Origin of the sequence: Pseudoalteromonas sp. OF7H-1, from assembly GCF_022347825.1 — a bacterium.
GTDB lineage: Bacteria > Pseudomonadota > Gammaproteobacteria > Enterobacterales > Alteromonadaceae > Pseudoalteromonas > Pseudoalteromonas maricaloris.
In genome coordinates, this window is the sequence record NZ_JAKRFX010000016.1 from 110,966 (window position 1) to 132,445 (window position 21,480).

Here is a 21,480-nt window from a genome sequence, read left to right on the forward strand (position 1 = left end):
CTGACAAATTTAATAAAAGCCGTAGTCTTATACTACGGCTTTTTGCTTTTCTAGGAGGAACGCTATGTCACTCATCAGTAATCCCGAATTTTCACTTATCAATGGCCAAGCACATCATAGTAAAACGCATGTCGATGTGGTTAATCCTGCAACTGGAGAGCACCTTGCTCAGGTTTCTGAGGCGGATAATCAGGCAGCTGATAAAGCGCTGCAAGCAGCGGCTGAAACCTTCGAAAAACTCGCTAGCACGACAGCACATGCCCGTAGTCAAGTACTTAGAAAATGGTACGAATTGGTAATAGAGCATCGTCAGGTGTTGGCTGAAATCGTCACTAAGGAACAAGGCAAACCGCTTAAGGAGGCACTTGCCGAGGCGGATTATGCTGCAGGATTTATTGAATGGTATAGCGAAGAAGCCAAGCGTGCCTATGGTCAGGTTATTCCCAGTCATTCTCAATCACATGAGCTAACGACTATTAGGCAAGGGGTTGGTGTTGTACTTGGGATCACACCGTGGAATTTTCCACTGGCGATGATCACCAGAAAAGTAGCACCAGCTTATGCAGCAGGCTGCAGTTTTATTTTAAAGCCTTCTGAGAAAACCCCTCTTGCGGCCATCGCCCTTGCAAAGCTGGCTATTCAGGCTGGAATGGAAGTTGGCGCTTTTCAGGTGTTAGTGACTAACGATTCTAAAGGGTTAGTAGCACACCTTACTGAGTCACCACAGGTGCGAAAACTCACTTTTACGGGGTCAACACAAGTGGGGAGTGCGTTGTTGAAGCAATGTGCCGACACAGTGAAAAGAACGTCAATGGAGCTTGGTGGTAATGCACCATTTATTGTTTTCGACAGCGCTGATGTTGAGCAAGCGGTAAGTGGTTTGATGGCAGCGAAGTTTAGAAATGCAGGACAAACTTGTGTGGCCGCAAATCGTGTGTTTGTTGCGAAAGGTATCGCGGCAGAGCTACTCAATACGCTCACTCAGCAGGTTAGCACACTCACCTTGGGAAATGGTCTAGAGCAAGGTGTTGATATTGGTCCACTCATTTCACTTGAAGCCAAACAAAAAGCACAGCAGTTGTTGGAAGATGCGTTAGCTAAAGGTGCGAGCATCGCTTATCAAGGTGATAAACAAAGCGGCCAATTTATGGCACCAGTAGTTATCACGGGTGTAAATAGCACCATGCGGATCTTCCATGAAGAAATTTTTGCACCGATTGTCAGCATTATTGATTTTGAGAGTGAAGATGAAGTGGTAAGGATGGCAAACTCTGTGCCGGAAGGGCTTGCTGCTTATTTTTATTCGAATGATGGCAATCAAATAAGGCGAGTAAGTCATGCGCTTGAGTATGGCATGGTTGGGATTAATGAAGGGATCATATCCAATCCTGTAGCGCCTTTTGGTGGTGTGAAGTTTTCAGGTCTTGGCCGAGAAGGAGCACAGGAAGGACTGCTTGAATACCAAGAAATAAAGTACTTATGTCAAAAGTTTAGCTAGTTCACACTAATTGCGAGGACGCCTTTCCTCGCAATTGCTTTTATTCTGCGCAAAAGCTCAGTACACTTACCCGCTTATTTGAGTTTTGATATTTTTTCAATGATAGGAATCGAACAACCCCCTAAGCTGATCATTTTGGCAGGTGGATTAGGAAGCCGCTTTGGTGGTAATAAGCAGGTTGCTAAGCTGCCAAGTATCGATAAAAGCATTATGGAATTGAGCATAATTGACGCGCATCATGCTGGTGTGCAAGATGTTATTTTGATCATCAATGACAAAGTGCGAAGCCTAATCGAAAATGTGATATTGCCACGATTGCCGAAGGCGCTGAACATTACTTTAGTGCAGCAGCGGCTTAGCGATATTCCGAATGAATTTATCGACTGTTTGGCAGGGCGAGAAAAACCATGGGGCACAGGACATGCGCTGCTGTGTGCAAAACCATACGTTGATAAGCCTGCGATAGTTATTACGGCGGATGATTATTACGGGCCAGATGCATTTGAGCAGCTTGTTGAACATTTTCAGCATCATAGCAATATGGCGATGGTCGCATACCCAATTATAAATACCTTATCAGATCAAGGTGGAGTAAACCGTGGTGTTTGTCAGGTACAAGCGCAACAACTACACTCGGTTGAAGAAGCATTGGATATTCGCTTTGAAAACGGCGAGTTGTCAGGTGATATTGCAGGTAAGCGGTGTAAAATAGCAAGCTCTGCGCTGGCTTCGATGACCTGCTGGGGTGTGACACCGTCACTTTTTGATTCATTAGAAGCCGGATTTAATGCGTTTTTAAGGAATTATGACAACGGTGTCAAAAAAGAGTATTATCTGCCAGATTGTATCCAACACAGTATCAATAAGGGCCTACAAACCGTGTCGGTCTACCAAGCTAAATCACATTGGTACGGTATAACTTATAAGAGCGAACTAGACATTGTCGCGAGAAAGATTTATGAAGCACGTCAGGGAAGATAATCATCTCCACACAACTACATCCGACTTAACTCCTTTTGAGGTGAATATGGAGTATCAAGCCGTTGCGCAACAACTTGCTGATGAATACGGTCTCATTAGTGAAGAAGCTAAAATGAAGCCGATCGGTAGTGGTCATATCAACACGACTATGCTGTTGCAGGACAACCACAAAACCATGGTAGTACAAAAGCTAAATACCACGGTATTTCCAAACCCTTTGCATCTTGTTGAAAATGCGCGAGCGATTGAACAGCACTTAACAGCAAAAGCCTTAAATGGAGAATATAGCCTCGCTATCATAAAGCACTTAGCGACGAGTTCAGGCCAATATTTAGTCGATATTAATGACGAAGTTTGGCGTGCGCTTGCATTTATTGGCCGCAGTTATAGCGAAGACGTAGTGGCAAACGAACAACAAGCATTAACGGCTGCAAACGCCTTTGGGCAGTTTGCACATGCGCTAAATGATTTTGATGCGGCGCAGTTACATCATGTCATTCCAAACTTTCATAACTTGGCGATGCGTATTGATGCATTTAACCAAGTGCTAGCGAAAGACGAGCATGGTCGCGCGGAAAAGTGCAGTGATGTTATCGCTGCTTTTCAGCAGCAATTTGCACTTGCAGAAGAATTGCAGCAGGCACAAAAACAAGTACCACTTAGAGCTTGCCACAACGATACCAAAATCAACAACATGCTGTTTTCAACACAGAGTGATGCAGCGCGAGCCGTTATCGACTTAGATACGTGTATGCCGGGTAACTGGTTGTTTGATTTTGGCGATATGGTACGTACCTTTTGTTCACCAGAAGCTGAAGACTCAACGAACTTGAGTAATGTGCAAGTGAGAGAAAATATCTTTGCTGCGCTGGCGCAAGGGTATATTGAACCGTTACAAGACAGTGTGACTGAAGCAGAAAAAGACAGTTTTATTCTTGGCGCCAAAGTGATGCCATTCATGATAGGTCTGCGATTTTTAACAGATCACTTAGATGGAGATAATTATTTTGCAACCCACAGAGCCAATCATAATCTTGACCGTGCGAAGAACCAGTTTGCGTTGTATTCCAGTGTGCTAGAAAAAGAGGATTGTCTGAATAATATTATCAGGGCAATTTAACGGTTTAATATATTTTAAGAAAAAGCGCTTCAAGCGCTTTTTTTGCGGCTTTATCGCAATGTTTTGAACCTAAGATTGGGATAGGTTAGCTTGATAGCGAGCAGTATTAGTGCTGTTAAGAAGTATCGTTTAGGAGTAAGAATGAAAAATATAAACCGCCGCGACTTTTTAAAAGCCGCAGGAGCGGCAGCGGCTGCGAGTGTAGTAGCTGGGTGCGCAAGCTCGAATCAAAATAATAGCATTGTACCTAAGCAACAAGGCCGCTCTGTCATTGGGCTCGTAGCACCAAAAATGGACGTGGTTCGGGTAGGTTTTATTGGGGTTGGCCAACGTGGCTATGGTCATGTAAAGCGCATGAGTCACATCGATGGCGCACGTATTGTCGCGATTTGTGATACCCATGATGAAGTGCTTGAAAAATCGGCTGACTATCTTGTACGCGAGCGAGGTTTGCCGAAACCTGCGCTGTATCGTGGTGGTGAGTTAGCTTATCAAGAAATGCTAAATCGGGACGATATTGACATCGTTATCATTTCAACGCCTTGGAAATGGCACGCGCCGATGGCAATTGATACCATGAATAGTGGTAAGCACGCGTTTGTTGAAGTGCCTTTAGCGTTGACCGTGGAAGAAATGTGGCAGATAGTCGACACCGCAGAGCGCACGCAAAAGAACTGTATGATGATGGAAAATGTCAATTACGGTCGCGATGAGTTGATGGTACTGAATATGGTTCGCCAAGGTGTATTCGGTGAGTTATTGCATGGTGAAGCTGCATATATTCATGAGCTACGTTGGCAGATGAAGGAAATTGAGCACAAAACCGGCTCATGGCGCACACACTGGCATACTAAGCGAGATGGTAACCTATATCCAACTCATGGTTTAGGTCCAGTATCTCAGTACATGAATATTAACCGAGGTGATCGTTTTGATTACTTAACTTCTATGAGTTCTCCCGCCCTAGGTCGTGCAGCCTATGCAAAACGCGAATTTCCGACAGATCATGAACGCAATCAACTACATTATATTGCGGGTGATATGAATACCACGATGATTAAGACCATCAAAGGACGCAGTATCATGGTACAACATGATACGACCACGCCTAGGCCTTATTCTCGTCACAATCTTATTCAAGGAACTAATGGGGTCTTTGCTGGTTTCCCTAATCGGATCGCGTTAGAGCAAGGTGGTACTAAGAGCTTCCATGAATGGGATTACGAAATGGATCCTTGGTATAAACAATACGACCACCCGCTTTGGACTAAAATGGGTGAAGAAGCGCAGCGCAATGGCGGTCATGGTGGTATGGACTTTTTAATGTTCTGGCGCATGATCTATTGCCTGCGTAATGGTGAGGCGCTAGATCAAGACGTATACGATGGTGCAGCTTGGTCGGTAATTTCTCCATTGTCGGCTCAATCAGTGGCTAATCGTAGTGGATCACTGAGTATTCCAGACTTTACCCGTGGAGCGTGGAAAACCGCTAAACCATTGGGTATAGTGACAGTGTAAAGATACACACTTTATCATCGTCGAATTAAGCGCTACAGGCGCTTTTTTTATACTCGATTAATACGGCTTTTGGAGTGGCTATGATGCGCTATCGGTTCTTGTTATTCTTTATATTAATACTGAGTGGTTGTAGTAACTCGGTTAATATCAGTAAGAAAAATACATTCATCAGCCATGCCGATGCTTACTTTAATAGCTATGCTCAGCGGCAGAACTTTACCCAGTTTATCGAGTTCTATGCCGAAGATGCCGTGCTTGAAGATATGGTTTTTGGTCATAAGGCACGAGGTAAAGATCAGATTACGGCTTTTTTTAATTGGTCTGCTGGGAATTTTGCTGTGCTGGATGAACAACCCGTCTTAGTGGTTGAGGATAAAATAGTCGATAGCACGACTCGAACCGTGGTTGCTAGAGGCGTTTTTAATCGCTTTAATTATGCGTCACGCGAGTTAGGGCCTTGGCGATTTCTGATAGTGCTAAAGTTTGACGAAAAAGGTAAAATTATCTATCAGCAAGATTGGATTAACTATACCCCAAAATCGGAATTTACCGGTGGGGAAAATCTAAACCAGCAATATTAATAATCGGCTGCCATTTGTAAGGAGCGCCCATGCAAGTTTCTGTTGAAATAAGCAAGTACCCACTGCACCAAGACTATATCCCTTTTATTAAAGGTTTTATTGATAGGCTGAATGAGCATGAAGGGATCAAGGTGATCACAAACACGATGTCAACTCAGGTCTTTGGTGAATTTGATTTAGTGACTTCAGTATTGAATCAAGAAATGAAACACTCATTTGAAGCTTACGGAAAATGTATTTTTGTTTGTAAGTTTATCTCAGGCGATTTATCTCCAGCTGATAGTGCCTGCGATTAATGGACTGGTTTACTGAAACCTTTGCAGGGTTCACAGCGATGTCGAGTTGGGAGTATATCGCTGTGGTGCTGGCTGTAGCTTATTTACTGCTGGCAATTCGAGAGAATATTTGGTGTTGGCCAGTGGCCTTTATTAACACCTTCATCTATACCGTGCTGTACTGGAACGGAGCACTAGTGATGGAATCACTGCTGCACTTTTACTATATGGTCATGGCCGTTGTTGGCTGGTGGATGTGGCGTCAGGGTGACAAAAACAAGCCCAGTGATATTGTTTCTTGGTCGTTATCAAAACATCTTTCAATCATTGTTATCACTTCAGTGGTTTCCGTTGTACTCGGGTATTTCACCAAGCATTATATGGCGGCAGATCTCGCTTATTTAGATAGCTTTACTACGTGCTTTGCGGTGGTGACGACCTATTTAGTGGCTAAGAAAATTCTTGAAAACTGGTTATATTGGGTCGTGATTGATGCAGCCTCTATCTACCTTTATTACCTTAAAGGTTTCTATCCTACGCTGGTACTATTTATTTTCTACACCTTGATGGCGTGTTGGGGCTACAAGCGTTGGTACGAAGAATATGAAGCTAAGCAAGGAAAGACGCTTGCAGCACTCTGAGCTTGAAAAATTAAAAGTAAAGGTGGATACCGTATTCAAGGTTTCAGCGGAGCGATTAGAAAAGCTAACTAAAGGTGTGAGTAACAATAATTACCTGATGGTGAGTAAGGGCGAAAGCTACCTATTAAAATGCTATAGCCATGGTATTCCTACTGAGGCATTAAAGGCACAGAATGAGTTAGCACAGCAAGGCATTACTTCTAACGTACTGCAGTACGACCTACGCACTCGTATGGCATTGTTCACCTTTATGCCAGAAGTGTGTGCTGAGCCAAAGTTAAACACTGCGTTGTTAGCGCAAGTTATCCAGGTGCATAGCTTAGAGCTTGAAGTATACGAGGTGCTGGACTTAGTCGGTTATGTTCAGGCTATTGATGAGAAACTGCGTCACTTAGTTGATATCGAATGGCTTATCGAAAGCTTAGCTTCTTTACCCGTGGATCAGGCGTTTTGCCATAATGACTTAGTCATGAGCAATATTATTCAAAGCCCAGAGGGGGTTCGGTTAATCGACTTTGAGTATGCTTGTCATAGTGACATATTTTTTGATTTAGCAGCGCTGGTGTGTAGTTTTAGCTGTGGTGTTGAAGCAGCACTTACGGTGGTTGAGTCTTATTTTTCTCTAAAGCGGCAAGGCATGCCTTCATACGCTCAAGCTAAACTGACGGTATTTTGCCAGATTTATTTGATTGTTAGCATTCAATGGTACGAGCAGCGCGGCGTAATGATAGAAGCCGAAAAGCTTAGGCAGTTACTGAAGCAGTGGATACTGTAGCTACAAGCTGAGCCAGTAGTATGTGATATTCCTTGATCACATTACTGGCCATCACTATTGGGTAGTTTAAATACCACCCAGTCGCTGTGCTAGCTCTTTGTATTTTTCAACATCGGCTTTGTCAAAGATAGGTTCGCCATTGGCATCAGTGTCTTTGGCGACTAGCAAGTTTTCTCGTGCGAGGCGTCTTACGCGCTCAACCTTTACGTCAAGAAACTCTGCAACTTGCTCTGTTGTCATCGGTGTCATATTTGGGATCCTCAATGATGTATCGCGATATTTCTGAACTGGCAGCAATATCAGTCTATTTTATTATTTTCAAAGCATAGTTGAATAACTGGTTTTTTGCCTAAAGTACAGCTTTTTTTAAAAAATAGGTTACTAATTAGTCATATAGCAAACATTGTCTGGCAATTGCCTGCACTTCGCATTATTATGTTGCCGACGCTCTCGTGGTGAAATGGATATCACGTAGCCCTCCGGAGGCTGAGTTCTAGGTTCGATCCCTAGCGAGAGCGCCAATGCTTACTCCTAGTTACAACCAGCCTTTGCGTTTAAAGTACACGCCAATACCGCCAGTTAGTACCACCAACATAATAACAAAAAAGGCAAATGCGCCACCCCATTCAGTGCCAGGAATACCGCCAATATTCACCCCTAACAAGCCTGTTAAAAATCCAAGTGGTAAGAATAACGCTGCAACGACGGACATCACGTACATTCTTTGGTTTAACTGTTCATTTTGATGGTTGGTGATCGCATTTTGGATCACTTGTGCACGTTCAATCGCAGCCTCTAATTCTTCGATATATCGACTTAAGGCATTGCTCGCCTCTTCAATCATGTGTCGATGATCTTCATCTAGCCAAGCAATCTTTGCCAATAGCAGTTCGCTAATAGCAAGCTTTTGTGGCTTAAGATAGCGTTTTAAACCAATGGTTTGCCTTCTTAATGTTGAAAGTTGCTGATAGTTTGGCAGCTGCTCACTGCTTTCCATCGCGTCTTCAAATTCATCAAGCTGTTCTTCTATTTGCCAGATGATATCTTGCATTCGCACAGAAAGTCGCATCACCAATGTAGACAGTAACTCACCGATACTTTTTGCGCCTTGACCCTTTTTAAGCGATGCCAGCATATCTTGGGCAGACATAATATGGCGCTTACGACAGGTGATAAGTAGTTTATCGTTTGCAAAACAGCGAATAGAAACCATGTCTTCAGGGCTTTGCTTGGGGTTAAGGTTCACGCCACGCAAGAACACTAGCAAACCTTCATCGCCATTAGCCGTTCTCGGACGGGTTTCATCTGCCGTTAGCGCTTCTCTTTCCCAGTCATCCAAAAACGTTTGTTGCTTCAGCCATTCGGTCGTTTCGTCGAAGCTGTAGTCAAAATGGAGCCAAAGTGGCTCCTTGTGAATTACGGATTTTACTTCACTCAGATCGCAAAGTAGCCTACCGCCACCTTGACCGTCGAGCACAAACGCATGGAGTAATCCAGTCATAGCTAATTCCTATTAAAAAGTTCGTCCCAAGACTGACATAGATAATTTAATTTTCAAATTCATTTAAAAATCTTGGCGATGAAATAAATTGTTTGAATACTCTATTTTAACCTGAGGTTTGGATAAGGAATGTTCAAACTCATTGTTTCTAAAGAACAACTTAGTTTTTCCTTGTCTAGCCAGAGAGTTTTAGGGAAAACAAGGCGAATTTACGCACCAATAGCTGGCTATTGGAAGTGAATTCAACGCAGTTAGCGCTAAAACTGGCTGCTAGAAAGGCATTAATTATCCGCAGCTCAGGTTATTTTACTTTAGCTCAGTATAGGGCTTTACCTTGAAAAATGTGTAAGTGGTGTTACTGTAAGTTAAGGTGCTTGGCTTAACAGAGCGCTTTTATCTTTAGGATAAATTTATTTTGTTTTTCAAGTGACTTGAATCAGCGTATAAGTCCGAACTCATTTTGTACGAGAGCATAATATGATCACAGTTGGTTGGAGAGAGTGGCTTTCCTTACCCGATTTAGGTATCGAAAAAATCAAAGCGAAAGTAGATACTGGAGCAAGAACATCATGTCTGCATGCCTTTAAGGTTGAGCCTTTCAAAACAGAACAAGATGAACTTTGGGTAAGGTTTTGGATCCATCCCAAACAAGACAATACCGACTATGAAGTCTGTAGTGAAGCAAAAGTAGTAGATGAGCGCGTTGTTACCGATTCAGGCGGTCATAAAGAACTACGTTATGTAATAGAAACAAATTTAACTATCGGCAATCAGGCTTGGCCAATTGAAATCACGCTAAGCAATAGAGAAACCATGAAATTTAGAATGTTACTGGGCCGCACGGCGATGCGAGGCCGCATCCTTGTTGATCCAGAACAGTCATACTTAAGTAATAAAACGGATAAATCATGAAAATTGGCATTCTTTCAAGGAATCAATCTTTGTATTCAACACGTCGTTTAATTGAAGCGGCAGAGCAGCGTGGGCATGAAGTTGAGGTTATTGACGCGCTACGTTGTTATATGAATATCAATAGTAGCGAGCCTGAAATTCACTTTAAGGGTCAGCAGTTGAGCGGCTTTGATGCGATTGTTCCGCGAATTGGTGCCTCTGTGACGTTTTATGGTTGTGCGGTACTCAGACAGTTTGAAATGATGGGGGTTTACCCGTTGAATGAGTCTGTTGCAATCACTCGCTCAAGAGATAAGTTACGTTCATTACAGTTACTGTCAAGAAAAGGCGTGGGCATGCCAATCACAGGCTTTGCCAGTAAGCCTGATGACGTTAAAGACTTACTGGAAATGGTTGGCGGCACACCGGTTGTGATCAAACTACTAGAAGGCACACAAGGTATTGGTGTGGTGTTAGCTGAGACACGAAAAGCGGCAGAAAGCGTTATCGAAGCATTTATGGGCTTAAAAGCCAACATCATGGTGCAAGAGTATATTAAAGAAGCTGGTGGTGCTGATATTCGCTGTTTCGTTATCGGCGACCGTGTCATTGCCGCGATGAAGCGTCAAGCGCAAGAGGGCGAATTCCGCTCAAATCTGCATCGTGGTGGTTCAGCGACATTGGTAAAAATCACTCCGGAAGAGCGCCGCACTGCAATTGCTGCAGCAAAAGCCATGGGCCTAAATGTTGCCGGTGTAGATTTATTGCGTTCAGAGCGTGGTCCTTTGGTGATGGAAGTGAACTCATCTCCGGGCCTTGAGGGCATTGAAAAGGCAACAGGTAAAGACATAGCTAGCTTGATCATCTCCTTTATCGAGAAGAATGCAGCGGCGAAAAGGACTGCTACACGTGGCAAAGGTTAAAATCAACCAACCCTTTACGTTATTAGATACACGAGTGGGTGTTGCTGAAAGGCAGACTGTCCAGTTGGAAGTGGCCAAGCTCTACACTCACACACCAATGACCATTCCGATTGAAGTCGTTAATGGCGCAGAGGCCGGACCGGTACTTTTGGTCTGTGCCGCAATTCATGGTGATGAATTAAATGGCGTTGAGGTGGTGCGCCAGCTATTAAGTAAAGTCGATGCGGCGACGCTACGTGGCACCTTGATAGCGGTGCCTATCGTAAATATCTTTGGCTTTATTCATAAGTCTCGCTATTTACCTGATAGACGAGACCTAAACCGCTGTTTTCCAGGTTCTGAGCAAGGCTCGTTAGGGGCTCGAATGGCATCTATGTTTTTCGATTTGGTGGTAAAGAAATGCACCCATATTATCGATTTACATACCGGCGCGATTCATCGCTCAAATTTACCGCAGATCCGTGGTGACTTGTCCTGCGAAATGACCAAAGAAATGGCCATGGCGTTTGGTACGCCGGTTGCGATAGATGCGCGACTGCGTAATGGTTCGCTACGAAGTGAAGCGGCGGGATTGGACATTCCTGTTATCACCTATGAGGCGGGAGAAGCGTTGCGGTTTGACTCATTGGCCATTGCTGCTGGATTGCAGGGGGTTGAAAATGTCATGCGTAAACTCAGAATGCTGCGTGGACGTCGTAGGAAGCAACGTCATGACGCAGTTATCGCGGCAGCGACAAGTTGGGTGCGTGCAGACGTTGATGGTATTGTTCGAGCTCAAGTTAACTTGGGGGAACGTGTATCAAAAGGTCAAATTTTGGCTTATATAGACAGTCCATTAGGTCAAAGCGAAGAAGCGATTATCGCGCCCCGTAGTGGGATAGTAATTGGCCAACAAATGCTACCTTTGGTGAATGAAGGAGATGCAGTTTTTCACTTAGCTTACTTTGCACATGCAAATAGCATTGTTGAACAACAGCTAGAAACCTTTATTGACGATATAGGCCCTATTTCTTAGGGCCTAATGTTCTTCTTGGTGTTGGAACCTGTTTAGGTTTAGCCGGTTCCTGACTAAGCACCATAACGGGTCGAGTAACAAACAAGTTGTTAGGATATACGACCTTATGGCCGTCAACGTGACGCAGTACTACACTCATCAACCCCATCTCTACAATACAGCCTTCAACAAAGTTTGCACCGTCGACAATTCTTACCCAATTCCCAACGCGATAATCGTTTTGAATAAACATAAGTAAAAACGAAGTCAGATTGGAAAGTAATGACCAAGCGGCAAACATGGCAACACCAAGCATCGCAAATAACGATGAACCAAGCACCAGTAAACCACGAAGTTCTATGCCCCAGAATACGAGCATAAAACAGACGAATACAAAGGCAACGAGTACACGAACGAGTAAGTCGGCACGTTGTTTACGATGAGAGTCTATTTTTCCGCGTGTTACTTTTTCTAAGAGTTTGCAACATGCTTTCATTAATAGTGGGAAGGATAATAGCGCCACCAAAGTTACAATTAGCTTGTATTGACTGAGTGCGAAATCTAACAAATGCAAAATCGTATCCTAAGAAATTTTTTCTGTTTTATATCATGTTTATTGTTGTGCGACACCGTTAAAAGCGATTTTTTACCGTTAATAGCCACTGTACGCTATCGACGTTATCCGGGCCATTGATTGGCGCAGCTAAATCAATATGAACCATGATATCTGAATTGGCTCGGCTAGGTGCTAAACGCAAGCCAATACCGACATTTTTTAGGACTGATTCATCTGCTTCAATCGGCAGGTGAGAGTGGTACGCGCGACCCACGTCAAAAAAAGCTGCACCACCAATTTTGAATAAACGCAGTAAGTCATATTCCCAGTAATAGCGCTTTTCGATATTGAGTAGCATGCTTCGACTACCTTGCTGATATTTTATTGGGTATCCGCGAAGTCCGGTTTCACCCCCTAACGTAATTTGATTATCAAAGGTCAGGTTATTTCCATAGGTATAGCTCGCATTGATAAACCAAGACTCATACAAGCTGGTATTTAAATAGTATTGAAAGGTCGTTTTCGCTATTAGGTTTTCGGTTTTATCTGTGTCTTTGTTCCAGTTGCCACTAACATCAAAATAAAAACGCCATAAGCTGTGATCTGAGGTGTAGTGCGCTGTATTGGCAGAAAATGAATAGACAAGACGCTCAGTATCGTCACTCCAAGATTCGGCTGAATAGCCAAATAGAGCATTAACATTCCAACCTAAATTAAGATCCTCTGTACGATAAATCGAGTCGAAATTGCGTACCTTTACATAGGAATCTTCAAACCACTGTGCTTGAACATAAGGGTAGGTGAGCGTTCTATCTTGTGCAATGGGTAAAGTGGTATCAGCTATCTCACGGAAGGTATGCTGCTCATGTCTAACGCCTGCGATGAGACGGCGAGTCCAACTACCCGATAGCGCTTTTGAGTGTCCGAAGTAGACTTGCGTGACATCCGTGGATTGACTGAACTCTGAGATTGTTTCACCTTCAGAATATATGGGCTCTTCACGTTTGTCGGAATAACTCGTAAAACCATAACTATATGGAGTATCGGTTGCAAAAAATGGATAGCTCACATCAATATAGTGGCGTTCACCATCGTCATTATCTGAATATTCTACGCGACCACGATATCTTGAGTTTAAAATATTAGGGTCATCATAGACAAACTGATAACCAGAGCGGTCGACCTCTTGTATGTGGGTAAAAGAAAGGCGCTTTCCCCAGCCAAATAAATTACTTTCTCTAAACCCAATTCGAGAAGTATTTTCTCCACCACTACGACTAAAACTTAAATCGGGCAATAGTGTCCAAAGATCCCGCGTTACAACCGTAACTAAAATATCACCATCACAATTTTCCACTGCATAGATACGTGCATCATATAGGTATGACTGATTGCGAAGGAGTCGTTCGGATTCACTGAGTTTTCTTGGGTTGTAAGCATCCCCTTCCTGAAAAAGGAGCACGCTTTTTAATACTTCGGGCTTGGTTTGAATATGATAACGGTTGGCAAATCGGAATAGGGCATTGTCTTCTTCAGGTTTATCGGTATCGAAAACATTAAGTTGTTTTAGAGTGATAGCGACGACCTTTTTACCCTCTGCGGGCTCAGGATAGGCTTGTTTGCTGTCTAGCTGGCGTGAAAGATTTTGGTCGCTTTGTGCTTCAACTCGGTTATTACCACAGCTATTAGCAAAATCAACTGCAGGCACTTTTTCAGCTTGCGCAGCTGCATTTAGGCTACACATTAGCACAATACTATTACACGAAATCCTCTTTACATTCATCACAGAGCCTTTAAGTCTAATATTCCTTTAGTATGGATTATATTGTTGCAGCTTGCTTTAGTTCTGCAACAAAAGTAATAATATTTATAGACTTAAAGAGCTTTATGTGGACTTAACGAGAAAGTTGTTGGCGTAGGAAAGGTAGGAGCTCTAAGGCATCAACGCCATCAGGAGCTATCCACACACTCTCACTGTAATGTTCAAAATTTAAATTAAAATTACAGCTTTTATATGAAAAACGCCACTGATGTCTATCCGCTCCAGCAGAGAATTCAATTAATTGAATCTCATCTTGATGTAAGAATATTTGCCCCCAAAGTTCAAATTCATCGTCTTGAGGTGTAATTTCACAGCTGACGATAATTACCTCGTGTGAATTATCCAAAGTGAGTGTAGTCATTATTCTCTTTCCAAATAATTGCGAATGAGCTGCATGAAAGGGGCACCGTACTTGCTGAGCTTAGTAAAACCGACACCAGACACTTGCAAAAACTCACTATCAGTTGTTGGCGTTCTTTGTGCCATTTCAGCCAATGTTCGGTCGTTAAATACAACATACGGCGGTACATCATCTTCATCTGCGAGCTGCTTTCTGAGTGCACGAAGCTTAGCAAATAGTTTCTTATCGTAATTAAACTGAGCCAGTTTATCTTGATAGACATGCTTAGCTACAAGTCTTGGTTCTGCGAGTTGCAGCACATATTCGCCGCGAAGTACGGCGCGGGCGGCTTCTGTTAATCTAAGCGTTGCGCCTTGAGTAATATCTTGACTCAATAAACCATGATGGATCAATTGACGTAAGATACTCAGCCAAAATTCATTGCTGTGCTCTTTCCCGATCCCATAGGTTGAGAGGGTATGGTGGTTTTGTTCTCTGATCCTTGCGGTATTTGCCCCACGCAAAATATCCACAATGTAACCAATGCCAAAGCGTTGCTCTGCGCGGTATACGCACGATAACGCTTGTTGGGCAACTAATGTGCCATCAAATTGTTTCGGTGGATTAAGGCAAATATCACAGTTACCGCATGCTTCACGTTGATATTCGCTGAAGTAATTGAGCAAAATTTGACGACGACAGGTTTGCGCTTCAGCAAAACTCGCCATCGCCTGAAAGCGCTGTTCTTCGACCTTACGACGTTGCTCGTCTGGAATATCTTCAAAAAAGCGTCTAACGCGGGGAATATCTGCAGGATCAAAGTACATAACGGCTTCAGCAGCTAAGCTATCTCGCCCTGCACGGCCGGTTTCTTGATAATACGCTTCTACACTTTTAGGAATATCATAGTGAACCACAAATCGCACGTTGGGTTTATTGATCCCCATCCCAAAAGCAACGGTTGCAACTACGATTTGAATGTCATCTCGGGCGAAGCGGTTTTGTACAAACTGGCGCTGATCATTATCTAGACCTGCGTGATAACCAGCTGCATTGAACCCGGCATCAATCAGCTTTTCGGCAATATCATCAACACGTTTACGGCTACCACAATAGATTATGCCACTTTGCCCCTTTTGCTCTTTTAAATAGCGGATCAATTGCGACAGGGGTTTGAACTTTTCTTCGATGGTGTAACGAATATTGGGTCTGTCAAAGCTACCGGTATAGATAAATGGTGCTTGCATACCTAATTGCTGGACAATATCTTTTCGTGTCGCTAAATCAGCCGTTGCGGTTAATGCCATCATCGGAACAGACGGAAAATGTTGACGCAATTCTTTTAAACGAAAATAGTGCGGTCTAAAGTCATGTCCCCAGTGGGATACACAGTGAGCTTCATCAATGGCAAATAAACTGATGTTACAGTTGGATATGCGTTCAATAAAGTCTCGTTGTAAGGCCTTTTCTGGTGCAACGTAAAGCAGCTTTAAACGACCTTGGAAAAGCGCGTCATAGATATCTCTTTGCTGCTCCCAAGCGACGCTGTTGTTGATATATTCAGCGGCTATGCCTTGTGCTTTTAACTGCGCGACCTGATCTTGCATTAATGAGATAAGTGGCGATATAACAATTGTCACGCCTGCAAATAATACTGCTGGGACTTGGTAACAGAGCGATTTACCGCCGCCGGTAGGCAGTAGTACAAGCGTATCCTGACCAGCTAAGCTAGACTGAATAATATCAAGCTGACCATCTCTAAACGTACTGTAGCCAAACACATCTTTCAGTACTGAATGAGGGTCGTTAATTGGGGTGCTTACGAGGGTATCCATCGGCGTCATTTTAGAGCTTTTTTTGAACCTTGTCTTTGCTTTTTATCTAATCTTAAGAGACTTGAATAAGTTTTGAGCACTTGTTGGCTTTAAACTTTGTGATTGTGAATTCATCGAACTTTCATCGCCGTGATTAGTAAAAATGAGTATAATGATTGACCTCTTAGTTGATCCCTCCAAAGGTTAAACGCCCGTGATTGAAGAACAAAAGAAAGGCCACTTACTCGCTGTACTCGCCTTTTTTATGTGGGGACTTGCACCCATCTATTTTAAGCAACTCGTCCATGTCGACGCGATTGAGATACTCATTCATCGCGTTGTGTGGTCTGTATTTTTTATTGCACTAATTGTGCTGGCAAAGCAGCAATGGCCCAAAATTAAGGCCATATTGGCTAATCCTAAGTTGCTGGCGATGTTGACACTCACTGCGTTGCTGTTGGGTTTTAACTGGGGTTTATTTATTTGGTCTGTGAATAACGGCTTTATGTTAGACGCGAGTTTGGGTTATTACATCAACCCATTACTCAACGTGCTATTGGGAATGTTATTCTTATCGGAAAGGTTGAGAACGGCGCAAAAGTTTGCTGTGCTATTAGCGATAGTGGGTGTGGTATTACAGTTAATTAGTTTTGGCTCATTCCCTGTCATTGCGTTTTCACTGGCGGGATCGTTTGCGATATATGGATTGTTACGTAAGACCTTAGCGGTTGAATCGCTTCCGGGATTGCTGGTGGAAGCCCTTATTCTCACCCCAATTGCACTGGTTTATTGGTGGTGGGTTGAGCCGAGTGCCACAAGCAACCTTTGGAATAATGATTGGTATACCAACACGCTATTGATAAGTGCGGGTGTGGTGACAACTTTACCTTTGTTATGCTTTACCGCAGCAGCAAAACGGATACCCTACACGACACTTGGTTTTTTTCAATATATCGGGCCGAGCTTAATGTTTATATTGGCGGTACTCTTTTACGGGGAAGCCTTTGATGCTGAACGAGCTATAACGTTTGCCTTTATTTGGGGCGCGCTGGTGATGTTTAGCTTTGATTCTTATCGAGATAAAAGAAAGCGCTTAGTGAACTAAGCGGTTTCTTCCCGAAGCTTTCGCCTGATATAAACGCTCATCGGCTTGTTTTATCAGGCTTTCAATGTCCGTAGTCACCTGAGCGGCAAGTCCCATTGAAACAGTAAACGAGATCCGCTGTTCAGTCAGTTCGTTACTACTTTGTTCTAAATATTCCCTGAAGCACTCTAGTCTTTCTTTGCAATGATCAGCCACCGTATCTTTAAAATATATCGCAAACTCTTCGCCGCCTAATCGAGCGACTAAATCATTGGGAAAGTATTGAGCAAACGCTTGGCCAATTGACTCAAGCACCGCATCGCCGCCTTCATGGCCATATTTGTCATTTACTTGCTTAAAATGATCTATATCTATCATAGCGATCAGCCCGTAGAGCTCCTTTTTATGTCTTGCTTTTAGGCTTTTCTTTACGGTATCGAAAAAGTAGCGTCGATTTGGCAAGCTGGTTAGATAGTCTGTATTTGCTTGTCGGCGTATCGTTTGAATATGTTCTAGCATATCGACGTTCTGGCTAAGACGGCAGTAAAACTCTTCAGCGTTAAAGGGTTTTCTGAGGTAGTCATTAGCACCATTTTTCAAAAATCGTGTAGATAAATTTTCGGTTTCAACTCCAGATATACCAATTATCGCTTTATCATCATCAGTGTAGAGTCGCCTAATTTCGATACATAACTCTTCGCCTCGCATATTTGGCATTTCATTGTCGGTGATGATCACTGAAATATCCGGATTGTCTTTTAATACCGCGAGTGCCTCTATGCCATCACAGGCTTCTAGTACCTGATATTTATGGCGAGTGAGGAGTGCTGAGATATAGTGTCTCGACGAAATAGAGTCGTCCACAACCAGTACTCTGACATTTTCATTTCTTGGCAGGCGTTCTAATTGGCGACGTAAATAATGATAGGCTTGTTTATTTTCCTTGGTGATATAGTCGATGATGGGGTATTGCTCAACGATTGAGCGAGTCTGACTTTCAAGGTTACCAGTCATCACTATGGTAGGTATATCAGCTTTAACCGTGCAAGGAATAGCTTCTCCAAGCGGCGCATCAGGTAACACAAAATCTACCACGGCACAAAAATAGTCGTGCTGTGATAATAATGCTTTGGCTTCAGCCAAAGACTCTGCAATATCTACATGATATCCCACAGTGGTTGCAATATGCTTTTGCACCTTCGCAATGGTGGGGGTGTCTTCAATGATTAAGATTTTCCGTAACACAACCTTCGCCAATCATTTCCTGTTTTACTAATTCTTAACCTAACTGCGCTTAATTGCAATGCTTGTGCTAATAAACAGATAACGACTAAGAACAAAATACGAGAAAGATAGGGGGTGATGAGGTAATCGAGATTGAAATGGTATAAATAATAGAAGTGCTTAGACACCAAAGACAGAAATAAGGTTACTCTGTTGGCGTCTAAGCTTGATAGGGTTTAGACGATTTCGCTTATAGCTCGTCGTCAATATCTACCGGGATCACCACGCTACCATCGTTTTGAACTTTAGAGCGTCCAAATAGCGTGTGAAACTTTGTCTTACACGTAGTATGCTTCAAATATTTGGTCCAGGCTTTTTCTACAGCGTTAGTTGGAGGAATTAACCCTTCCATTACCTGAACAAACTGGGATTGGAAACTGTTTTGAGGTTCTTCTGCTTTGCTGTATAAGCTTCTTAATGTGGCACCACAGCGTTCAAGAATTTCGGCTTCTTGTAGCGTGAAGTGACCACTGCGTCCGAATCCTCTAGGGAAGTTGGCGTCATCATAAAAGGCTCTGGGGCTTGCAAATGCATTTTTCAAAGTCGCTAAATTATGATCCATAACTGAGTCCTCTAAGATTATCTGGCTGGAGTATGGACCAAGTTTTATAATTTTTTAAACGAGTAATTTTTATCGTCAGGAAGAAAAATGGACATAGATCTATTAAAAACTTTTGTCGAAGTTGTCAAAACCCGTCACTTCGGTCGAGCGGCAGAAAATTTATACATCACTCAGTCAGCTGTAAGTTTTAGGATCCGCCAGCTTGAGCAAAGTTTAGGGGTGAATCTTTTTATTCGCCAGCGTAACAATATTCAGTTAACTGCGCCAGGTGAAAGGTTGTTACCACACGCCAAAATGATCTTAACTGGGATGCAGCGCGCCAAAGTCGATGTTGCACTTGCAAACAATATGCACAAGCAATTGTCACTGAGTGGCACGGCTAATATTTGGGACGCATTTTTACAATTCGGGATTAACCATATTGTATCCGCTATGCCCGGAGTATCGCTTGTTGCTGAAGTGAAAGCACAGCAAGAAAGCACGCGACTATTATTAGAGCGAACACTGGATCTCGCTGTTCTGTTCGATCCGCCAAAAGTGGATGAGCTGGTTGTTAAGCCGATCAGCGATCTTGCTATTATTCCTGTAAGCACTTTTGATAACGCAACAAAGGAAGACTTTTTTGACAACCAGTATGTTTATGTTGATTGGGGAACTGCTTTTTCTCTATGGCATGCAAAACAGTTCACTGGCGCAACCCCTCCTTATTTTAGAACCAGCACCGGCAGAATAGCACTCGATCTTATTCTTCAGTGTGGTGGCTCTGCATTTGTGCCAGAAGCGTTAGCGTTAGAGTCCATTGAGGCTGGAAGGTTGACTCAAGTTGACGAAGTAGAAAGTAACTCAAGAGAGATATTTGTGGCATACCACAAAGACAACGACCAATTAGAGCAAATAGAAACCATCGTAAATTTACTGGGGGCGGTGAAGTAATTCTTATAATGAACCTTTTGTGACGCATTTCTTAAGCTTGGGTGTCATTTTATTTTCAGAAATATTTTATATGTAATATTTTTGTCATTTACCAGTGTCAAACTGCGCGTGTTTTGAAAATACGTGTTGCGATATTGAGGAAATACACATGAAACTAACTAAGACTGCTTTAGCGCTATCATTACTAAGTGCATTCACTTTTCAAGCAAACGCTGAAGTAGATGTTTATGGTAAAGCGAATGTATCGGTACAATCTTCTGACGATGGTGCTGGTTCAGTTACTGAAATTAAAAGTAACGCCTCTCGCTTTGGTTTCAAAGGTTCTGAGAAATTAGACTCTGGTTTAGAAGTTATTTATAAGCTTGAGTTCCAAGTAGATGTCTCTGACGCTGATTCAAAAGGTGATAAAGACAATATTACTGCACGTAATCAGTACGTGGGTTTAAAAGGTAACTTCGGTGAAGTCGTTATCGGCCGTAATGACACCGCATTAAAACAGTCTCAAGGTAAGTTAGACCAGTTCAACGACCTTGAGGGTGACATTAAGGTACTCTTTAAAGGCGAAAATCGCTTAGGTGATTCAATTTCCTACAAGTCACCAAGCTTTAATGGCTTTAGAGTATTAGGAAGCTTTATTGCTGAAGACAGTGAAGAAGGTGAAAACGGTTTCTCTACTGCGCTAACATACGGCGATGCTGGATTGAAAGAGTCAGCTGTCTATGCGGCGATTGCGGCAGATAGCGAAGTAAACGGCTATGACACGGTTCGTTTCACTGTTCAAGGTAAAGTAGCTGACTTCAAACTTGGTGCAATGTACCAGACACAAGAAAAGGTGGATGGAAGTGCAGAGGCCGATGGGTACTTACTAAATGCAGCGTACAAATTGGGTAATGCAACCTTGAAAGCACAATATCAAGTTATTGACTTCGATGCCGGTGACAAAGTAGATGGTATTTCTGTCGGTGTTGATTACAAGCTTGCTAAAAACGCGAAGGTTTATGGTTTCTACTCAACATTTGATGCAGACAACCAAGTAGAAAAGGATTATCTAGGCTTAGGTATCGAGTATAAGTTTTAATTTATAGATTTTATCCAAGCTTATATATAGTAAAACACCCGCCTAACGCGGGTGTTTTTGTTTGTTTTATATTCGGGTTGTTTTCTTTTTGCTCGAACAAACGTTTTTTCGCAATTTTCTTTAAAAAAAGGGTTGCACTAAAATCGGATCGCCCTATAATGCGACCCCACTGACACGGGGCACTACGCTGAAAAGCAAAGCAGCAACGAGTTAGCGTCAAGTAAAACTTAAGTTCGAAACTTCTTCTCAAGAAATTCAAAATTAAGTGTTGACAAAAAATCGGGAATGCTTAGAATGCACATCCCTCGA

22 protein-coding genes and 1 tRNA gene are annotated in these 21,480 nt (G+C 42.9%); 15 read left to right on the forward strand and 8 right to left on the reverse strand.

The window, feature by feature from the left end; genetic code table 11:
- The first annotated feature begins 64 nt into the window (after positions 1–64).
- The 8 genes from MHN30_RS18205 (at position 65) to MHN30_RS18240 (ending at position 7,389) form a co-directional block, all read left to right on the forward strand.
- Positions 65–1,498 (forward strand): NAD-dependent succinate-semialdehyde dehydrogenase, encoded by a 1,434-nt coding sequence (locus MHN30_RS18205; RefSeq protein WP_130164970.1) that lies wholly within the window; start codon positions 65–67, stop codon positions 1,496–1,498.
- 99 nt (positions 1,499–1,597) lie between these two features.
- Complete coding sequence (locus MHN30_RS18210) at positions 1,598–2,479, forward strand: NTP transferase domain-containing protein (protein ID WP_165384117.1); 882 nt, start codon at positions 1,598–1,600, stop codon at positions 2,477–2,479.
- A 46-nt stretch (positions 2,480–2,525) separates the two neighbouring features.
- A complete protein-coding gene (locus tag MHN30_RS18215) occupies positions 2,526–3,599 on the forward strand; it encodes an aminoglycoside phosphotransferase family protein (RefSeq protein WP_045988907.1) in 1,074 nt (357 codons plus the stop codon).
- A 141-nt stretch (positions 3,600–3,740) separates the two neighbouring features.
- Entirely contained in the window at positions 3,741–5,117 is a 1,377-nt protein-coding gene (locus MHN30_RS18220) for a Gfo/Idh/MocA family oxidoreductase (RefSeq protein WP_130164969.1), read from the forward strand.
- Positions 5,118–5,197: 80 nt separating this feature from the next.
- On the forward strand, positions 5,198–5,698 hold the full coding sequence (locus MHN30_RS18225; protein ID WP_130164968.1) for a nuclear transport factor 2 family protein: 501 nt from the start codon (positions 5,198–5,200) through the stop codon (positions 5,696–5,698).
- Positions 5,699–5,727: 29 nt separating this feature from the next.
- Entirely contained in the window at positions 5,728–5,994 is a 267-nt protein-coding gene (locus MHN30_RS18230; RefSeq protein ID WP_017218496.1) for a YkoF family thiamine/hydroxymethylpyrimidine-binding protein, read from the forward strand.
- Positions 5,994–6,614, forward strand: coding sequence for a nicotinamide riboside transporter PnuC (gene pnuC, locus MHN30_RS18235; protein WP_039493061.1), 621 nt, complete (start codon positions 5,994–5,996; stop codon positions 6,612–6,614). Before MHN30_RS18230 ends, pnuC begins: the two co-directional genes overlap by 1 nt.
- Entirely contained in the window at positions 6,577–7,389 is an 813-nt protein-coding gene (locus MHN30_RS18240; protein WP_239360642.1) for a phosphotransferase, read from the forward strand. The genes pnuC and MHN30_RS18240 overlap by 38 nt, the downstream gene beginning before the upstream one ends.
- Before the next feature lie 66 nt (positions 7,390–7,455).
- Here MHN30_RS18240 and MHN30_RS18245 read toward each other — a convergent pair whose 3' ends face one another.
- A complete protein-coding gene (locus MHN30_RS18245) occupies positions 7,456–7,638 on the reverse strand; it encodes a helix-turn-helix domain-containing protein (protein ID WP_010607231.1) in 183 nt (60 codons plus the stop codon).
- A 197-nt stretch (positions 7,639–7,835) separates the two neighbouring features.
- Between MHN30_RS18245 and MHN30_RS18250 the strand changes: the two genes are divergently transcribed.
- Positions 7,836–7,910 (forward strand) — tRNA-Arg (locus MHN30_RS18250).
- Between the two features lie 14 nt (positions 7,911–7,924).
- On the opposite strand, the gene MHN30_RS18255 is transcribed toward MHN30_RS18250, so the two are convergent.
- Complete coding sequence (locus MHN30_RS18255; RefSeq protein WP_010607232.1) at positions 7,925–8,890, reverse strand: zinc transporter ZntB; 966 nt, start codon at positions 8,888–8,890, stop codon at positions 7,925–7,927.
- 477 nt (positions 8,891–9,367) lie between these two features.
- Here MHN30_RS18255 and MHN30_RS18260 point away from each other — a divergent pair, with 477 nt between their 5' ends.
- Genes MHN30_RS18260 through MHN30_RS18270 form a run of 3 tightly spaced genes read left to right on the forward strand, consistent with a single transcriptional unit; the run spans position 9,368 to position 11,719 of the window.
- On the forward strand, positions 9,368–9,802 hold the full coding sequence (locus MHN30_RS18260) for an ATP-dependent zinc protease (protein ID WP_010378990.1): 435 nt from the start codon (positions 9,368–9,370) through the stop codon (positions 9,800–9,802).
- Positions 9,799–10,704, forward strand: coding sequence for a 30S ribosomal protein S6--L-glutamate ligase (gene rimK / locus MHN30_RS18265; RefSeq protein WP_010378991.1), 906 nt, complete (start codon positions 9,799–9,801; stop codon positions 10,702–10,704). The genes MHN30_RS18260 and rimK overlap by 4 nt, the downstream gene beginning before the upstream one ends.
- Positions 10,691–11,719, forward strand: coding sequence for a succinylglutamate desuccinylase/aspartoacylase family protein (locus MHN30_RS18270; protein ID WP_010378992.1), 1,029 nt, complete (start codon positions 10,691–10,693; stop codon positions 11,717–11,719). Before rimK ends, MHN30_RS18270 begins: the two co-directional genes overlap by 14 nt.
- Here the strand turns inward: MHN30_RS18270 and MHN30_RS18275 are convergent.
- From MHN30_RS18275 to recQ, 4 genes are all read right to left on the reverse strand, one after another.
- A complete protein-coding gene (locus MHN30_RS18275; protein ID WP_017218501.1) occupies positions 11,709–12,272 on the reverse strand; it encodes a mechanosensitive ion channel domain-containing protein in 564 nt (187 codons plus the stop codon). The genes MHN30_RS18270 and MHN30_RS18275 overlap by 11 nt on opposite strands.
- A gap of 58 nt (positions 12,273–12,330) precedes the next feature.
- Positions 12,331–13,998 carry a POTRA domain-containing protein gene (locus MHN30_RS18280; RefSeq protein ID WP_130165008.1) on the reverse strand — a complete coding sequence of 556 codons (1,668 nt, stop codon included), beginning with the start codon at positions 13,996–13,998 and terminating at the stop codon, positions 12,331–12,333.
- Between the two features lie 151 nt (positions 13,999–14,149).
- Positions 14,150–14,437 carry a DUF3630 family protein gene (locus MHN30_RS18285; protein ID WP_039493070.1) on the reverse strand — a complete coding sequence of 96 codons (288 nt, stop codon included), beginning with the start codon at positions 14,435–14,437 and terminating at the stop codon, positions 14,150–14,152.
- Positions 14,437–16,251: a DNA helicase RecQ gene (gene recQ, locus MHN30_RS18290; protein ID WP_239360644.1), complete on the reverse strand. Its 1,815-nt coding sequence runs from the start codon at positions 16,249–16,251 to the stop codon at positions 14,437–14,439. The genes MHN30_RS18285 and recQ overlap by 1 nt, the downstream gene beginning before the upstream one ends.
- 193 nt (positions 16,252–16,444) lie before the next feature.
- Between recQ and rarD the strand changes: the two genes are divergently transcribed.
- A complete protein-coding gene (rarD, locus tag MHN30_RS18295; RefSeq protein ID WP_343224351.1) occupies positions 16,445–17,335 on the forward strand; it encodes an EamA family transporter RarD in 891 nt (296 codons plus the stop codon).
- Here the strand turns inward: rarD and MHN30_RS18300 are convergent.
- Together MHN30_RS18300 and maoP are read right to left on the reverse strand one after the other, a co-directional pair.
- Positions 17,324–18,559 (reverse strand): response regulator, encoded by a 1,236-nt coding sequence (locus MHN30_RS18300; protein WP_239360646.1) that lies wholly within the window; start codon positions 18,557–18,559, stop codon positions 17,324–17,326. The two genes, rarD and MHN30_RS18300, sit on opposite strands and share 12 nt — an antisense overlap.
- A gap of 229 nt (positions 18,560–18,788) precedes the next feature.
- Complete coding sequence (gene maoP / locus MHN30_RS18305; protein ID WP_010607241.1) at positions 18,789–19,160, reverse strand: DUF413 domain-containing protein; 372 nt, start codon at positions 19,158–19,160, stop codon at positions 18,789–18,791.
- Positions 19,161–19,247: 87 nt separating this feature from the next.
- On the opposite strand from maoP, the gene MHN30_RS18310 reads away from it, so the two are divergent.
- Both MHN30_RS18310 and MHN30_RS18315 read left to right on the forward strand, forming a co-directional pair.
- The gene (locus MHN30_RS18310; protein WP_010607242.1) at positions 19,248–20,093 is read left to right on the forward strand and encodes a LysR family transcriptional regulator; all 846 of its coding nucleotides are present in this window, start codon (positions 19,248–19,250) and stop codon (positions 20,091–20,093) included.
- A gap of 148 nt (positions 20,094–20,241) precedes the next feature.
- Complete coding sequence (locus MHN30_RS18315; protein WP_239360647.1) at positions 20,242–21,171, forward strand: porin; 930 nt, start codon at positions 20,242–20,244, stop codon at positions 21,169–21,171.
- The last annotated feature ends 309 nt before the right edge of the window (positions 21,172–21,480 follow it).

Coding starts and splice junctions, on each gene's coding strand:
- rimK (WP_010378991.1), top strand. CDS start 9,799: ATGAAAATTGGCATTCTTTCAAGGAATCAATCTTTGTATTCAACACGT.
- maoP (WP_010607241.1), bottom strand. CDS start 19,160: ATGGATCATAATTTAGCGACTTTGAAAAATGCATTTGCAAGCCCCAGA.
- MHN30_RS18230 (WP_017218496.1), top strand. CDS start 5,728: ATGCAAGTTTCTGTTGAAATAAGCAAGTACCCACTGCACCAAGACTAT.
- MHN30_RS18315 (WP_239360647.1), top strand. CDS start 20,242: ATGAAACTAACTAAGACTGCTTTAGCGCTATCATTACTAAGTGCATTC.
- MHN30_RS18285 (WP_039493070.1), bottom strand. CDS start 14,437: ATGACTACACTCACTTTGGATAATTCACACGAGGTAATTATCGTCAGC.
- MHN30_RS18210 (WP_165384117.1), top strand. CDS start 1,598: ATGATAGGAATCGAACAACCCCCTAAGCTGATCATTTTGGCAGGTGGA.
- MHN30_RS18205 (WP_130164970.1), top strand. CDS start 65: ATGTCACTCATCAGTAATCCCGAATTTTCACTTATCAATGGCCAAGCA.
- MHN30_RS18240 (WP_239360642.1), top strand. CDS start 6,577: ATGAAGCTAAGCAAGGAAAGACGCTTGCAGCACTCTGAGCTTGAAAAA.
- MHN30_RS18245 (WP_010607231.1), bottom strand. CDS start 7,638: ATGACACCGATGACAACAGAGCAAGTTGCAGAGTTTCTTGACGTAAAG.
- MHN30_RS18310 (WP_010607242.1), top strand. CDS start 19,248: ATGGACATAGATCTATTAAAAACTTTTGTCGAAGTTGTCAAAACCCGT.
- MHN30_RS18280 (WP_130165008.1), bottom strand. CDS start 13,998: ATGTGTAGCCTAAATGCAGCTGCGCAAGCTGAAAAAGTGCCTGCAGTT.
- MHN30_RS18220 (WP_130164969.1), top strand. CDS start 3,741: ATGAAAAATATAAACCGCCGCGACTTTTTAAAAGCCGCAGGAGCGGCA.
- MHN30_RS18225 (WP_130164968.1), top strand. CDS start 5,198: ATGATGCGCTATCGGTTCTTGTTATTCTTTATATTAATACTGAGTGGT.
- recQ (WP_239360644.1), bottom strand. CDS start 16,251: ATGGATACCCTCGTAAGCACCCCAATTAACGACCCTCATTCAGTACTG.
- pnuC (WP_039493061.1), top strand. CDS start 5,994: ATGGACTGGTTTACTGAAACCTTTGCAGGGTTCACAGCGATGTCGAGT.
- MHN30_RS18260 (WP_010378990.1), top strand. CDS start 9,368: ATGATCACAGTTGGTTGGAGAGAGTGGCTTTCCTTACCCGATTTAGGT.
- MHN30_RS18255 (WP_010607232.1), bottom strand. CDS start 8,890: ATGACTGGATTACTCCATGCGTTTGTGCTCGACGGTCAAGGTGGCGGT.
- MHN30_RS18215 (WP_045988907.1), top strand. CDS start 2,526: ATGGAGTATCAAGCCGTTGCGCAACAACTTGCTGATGAATACGGTCTC.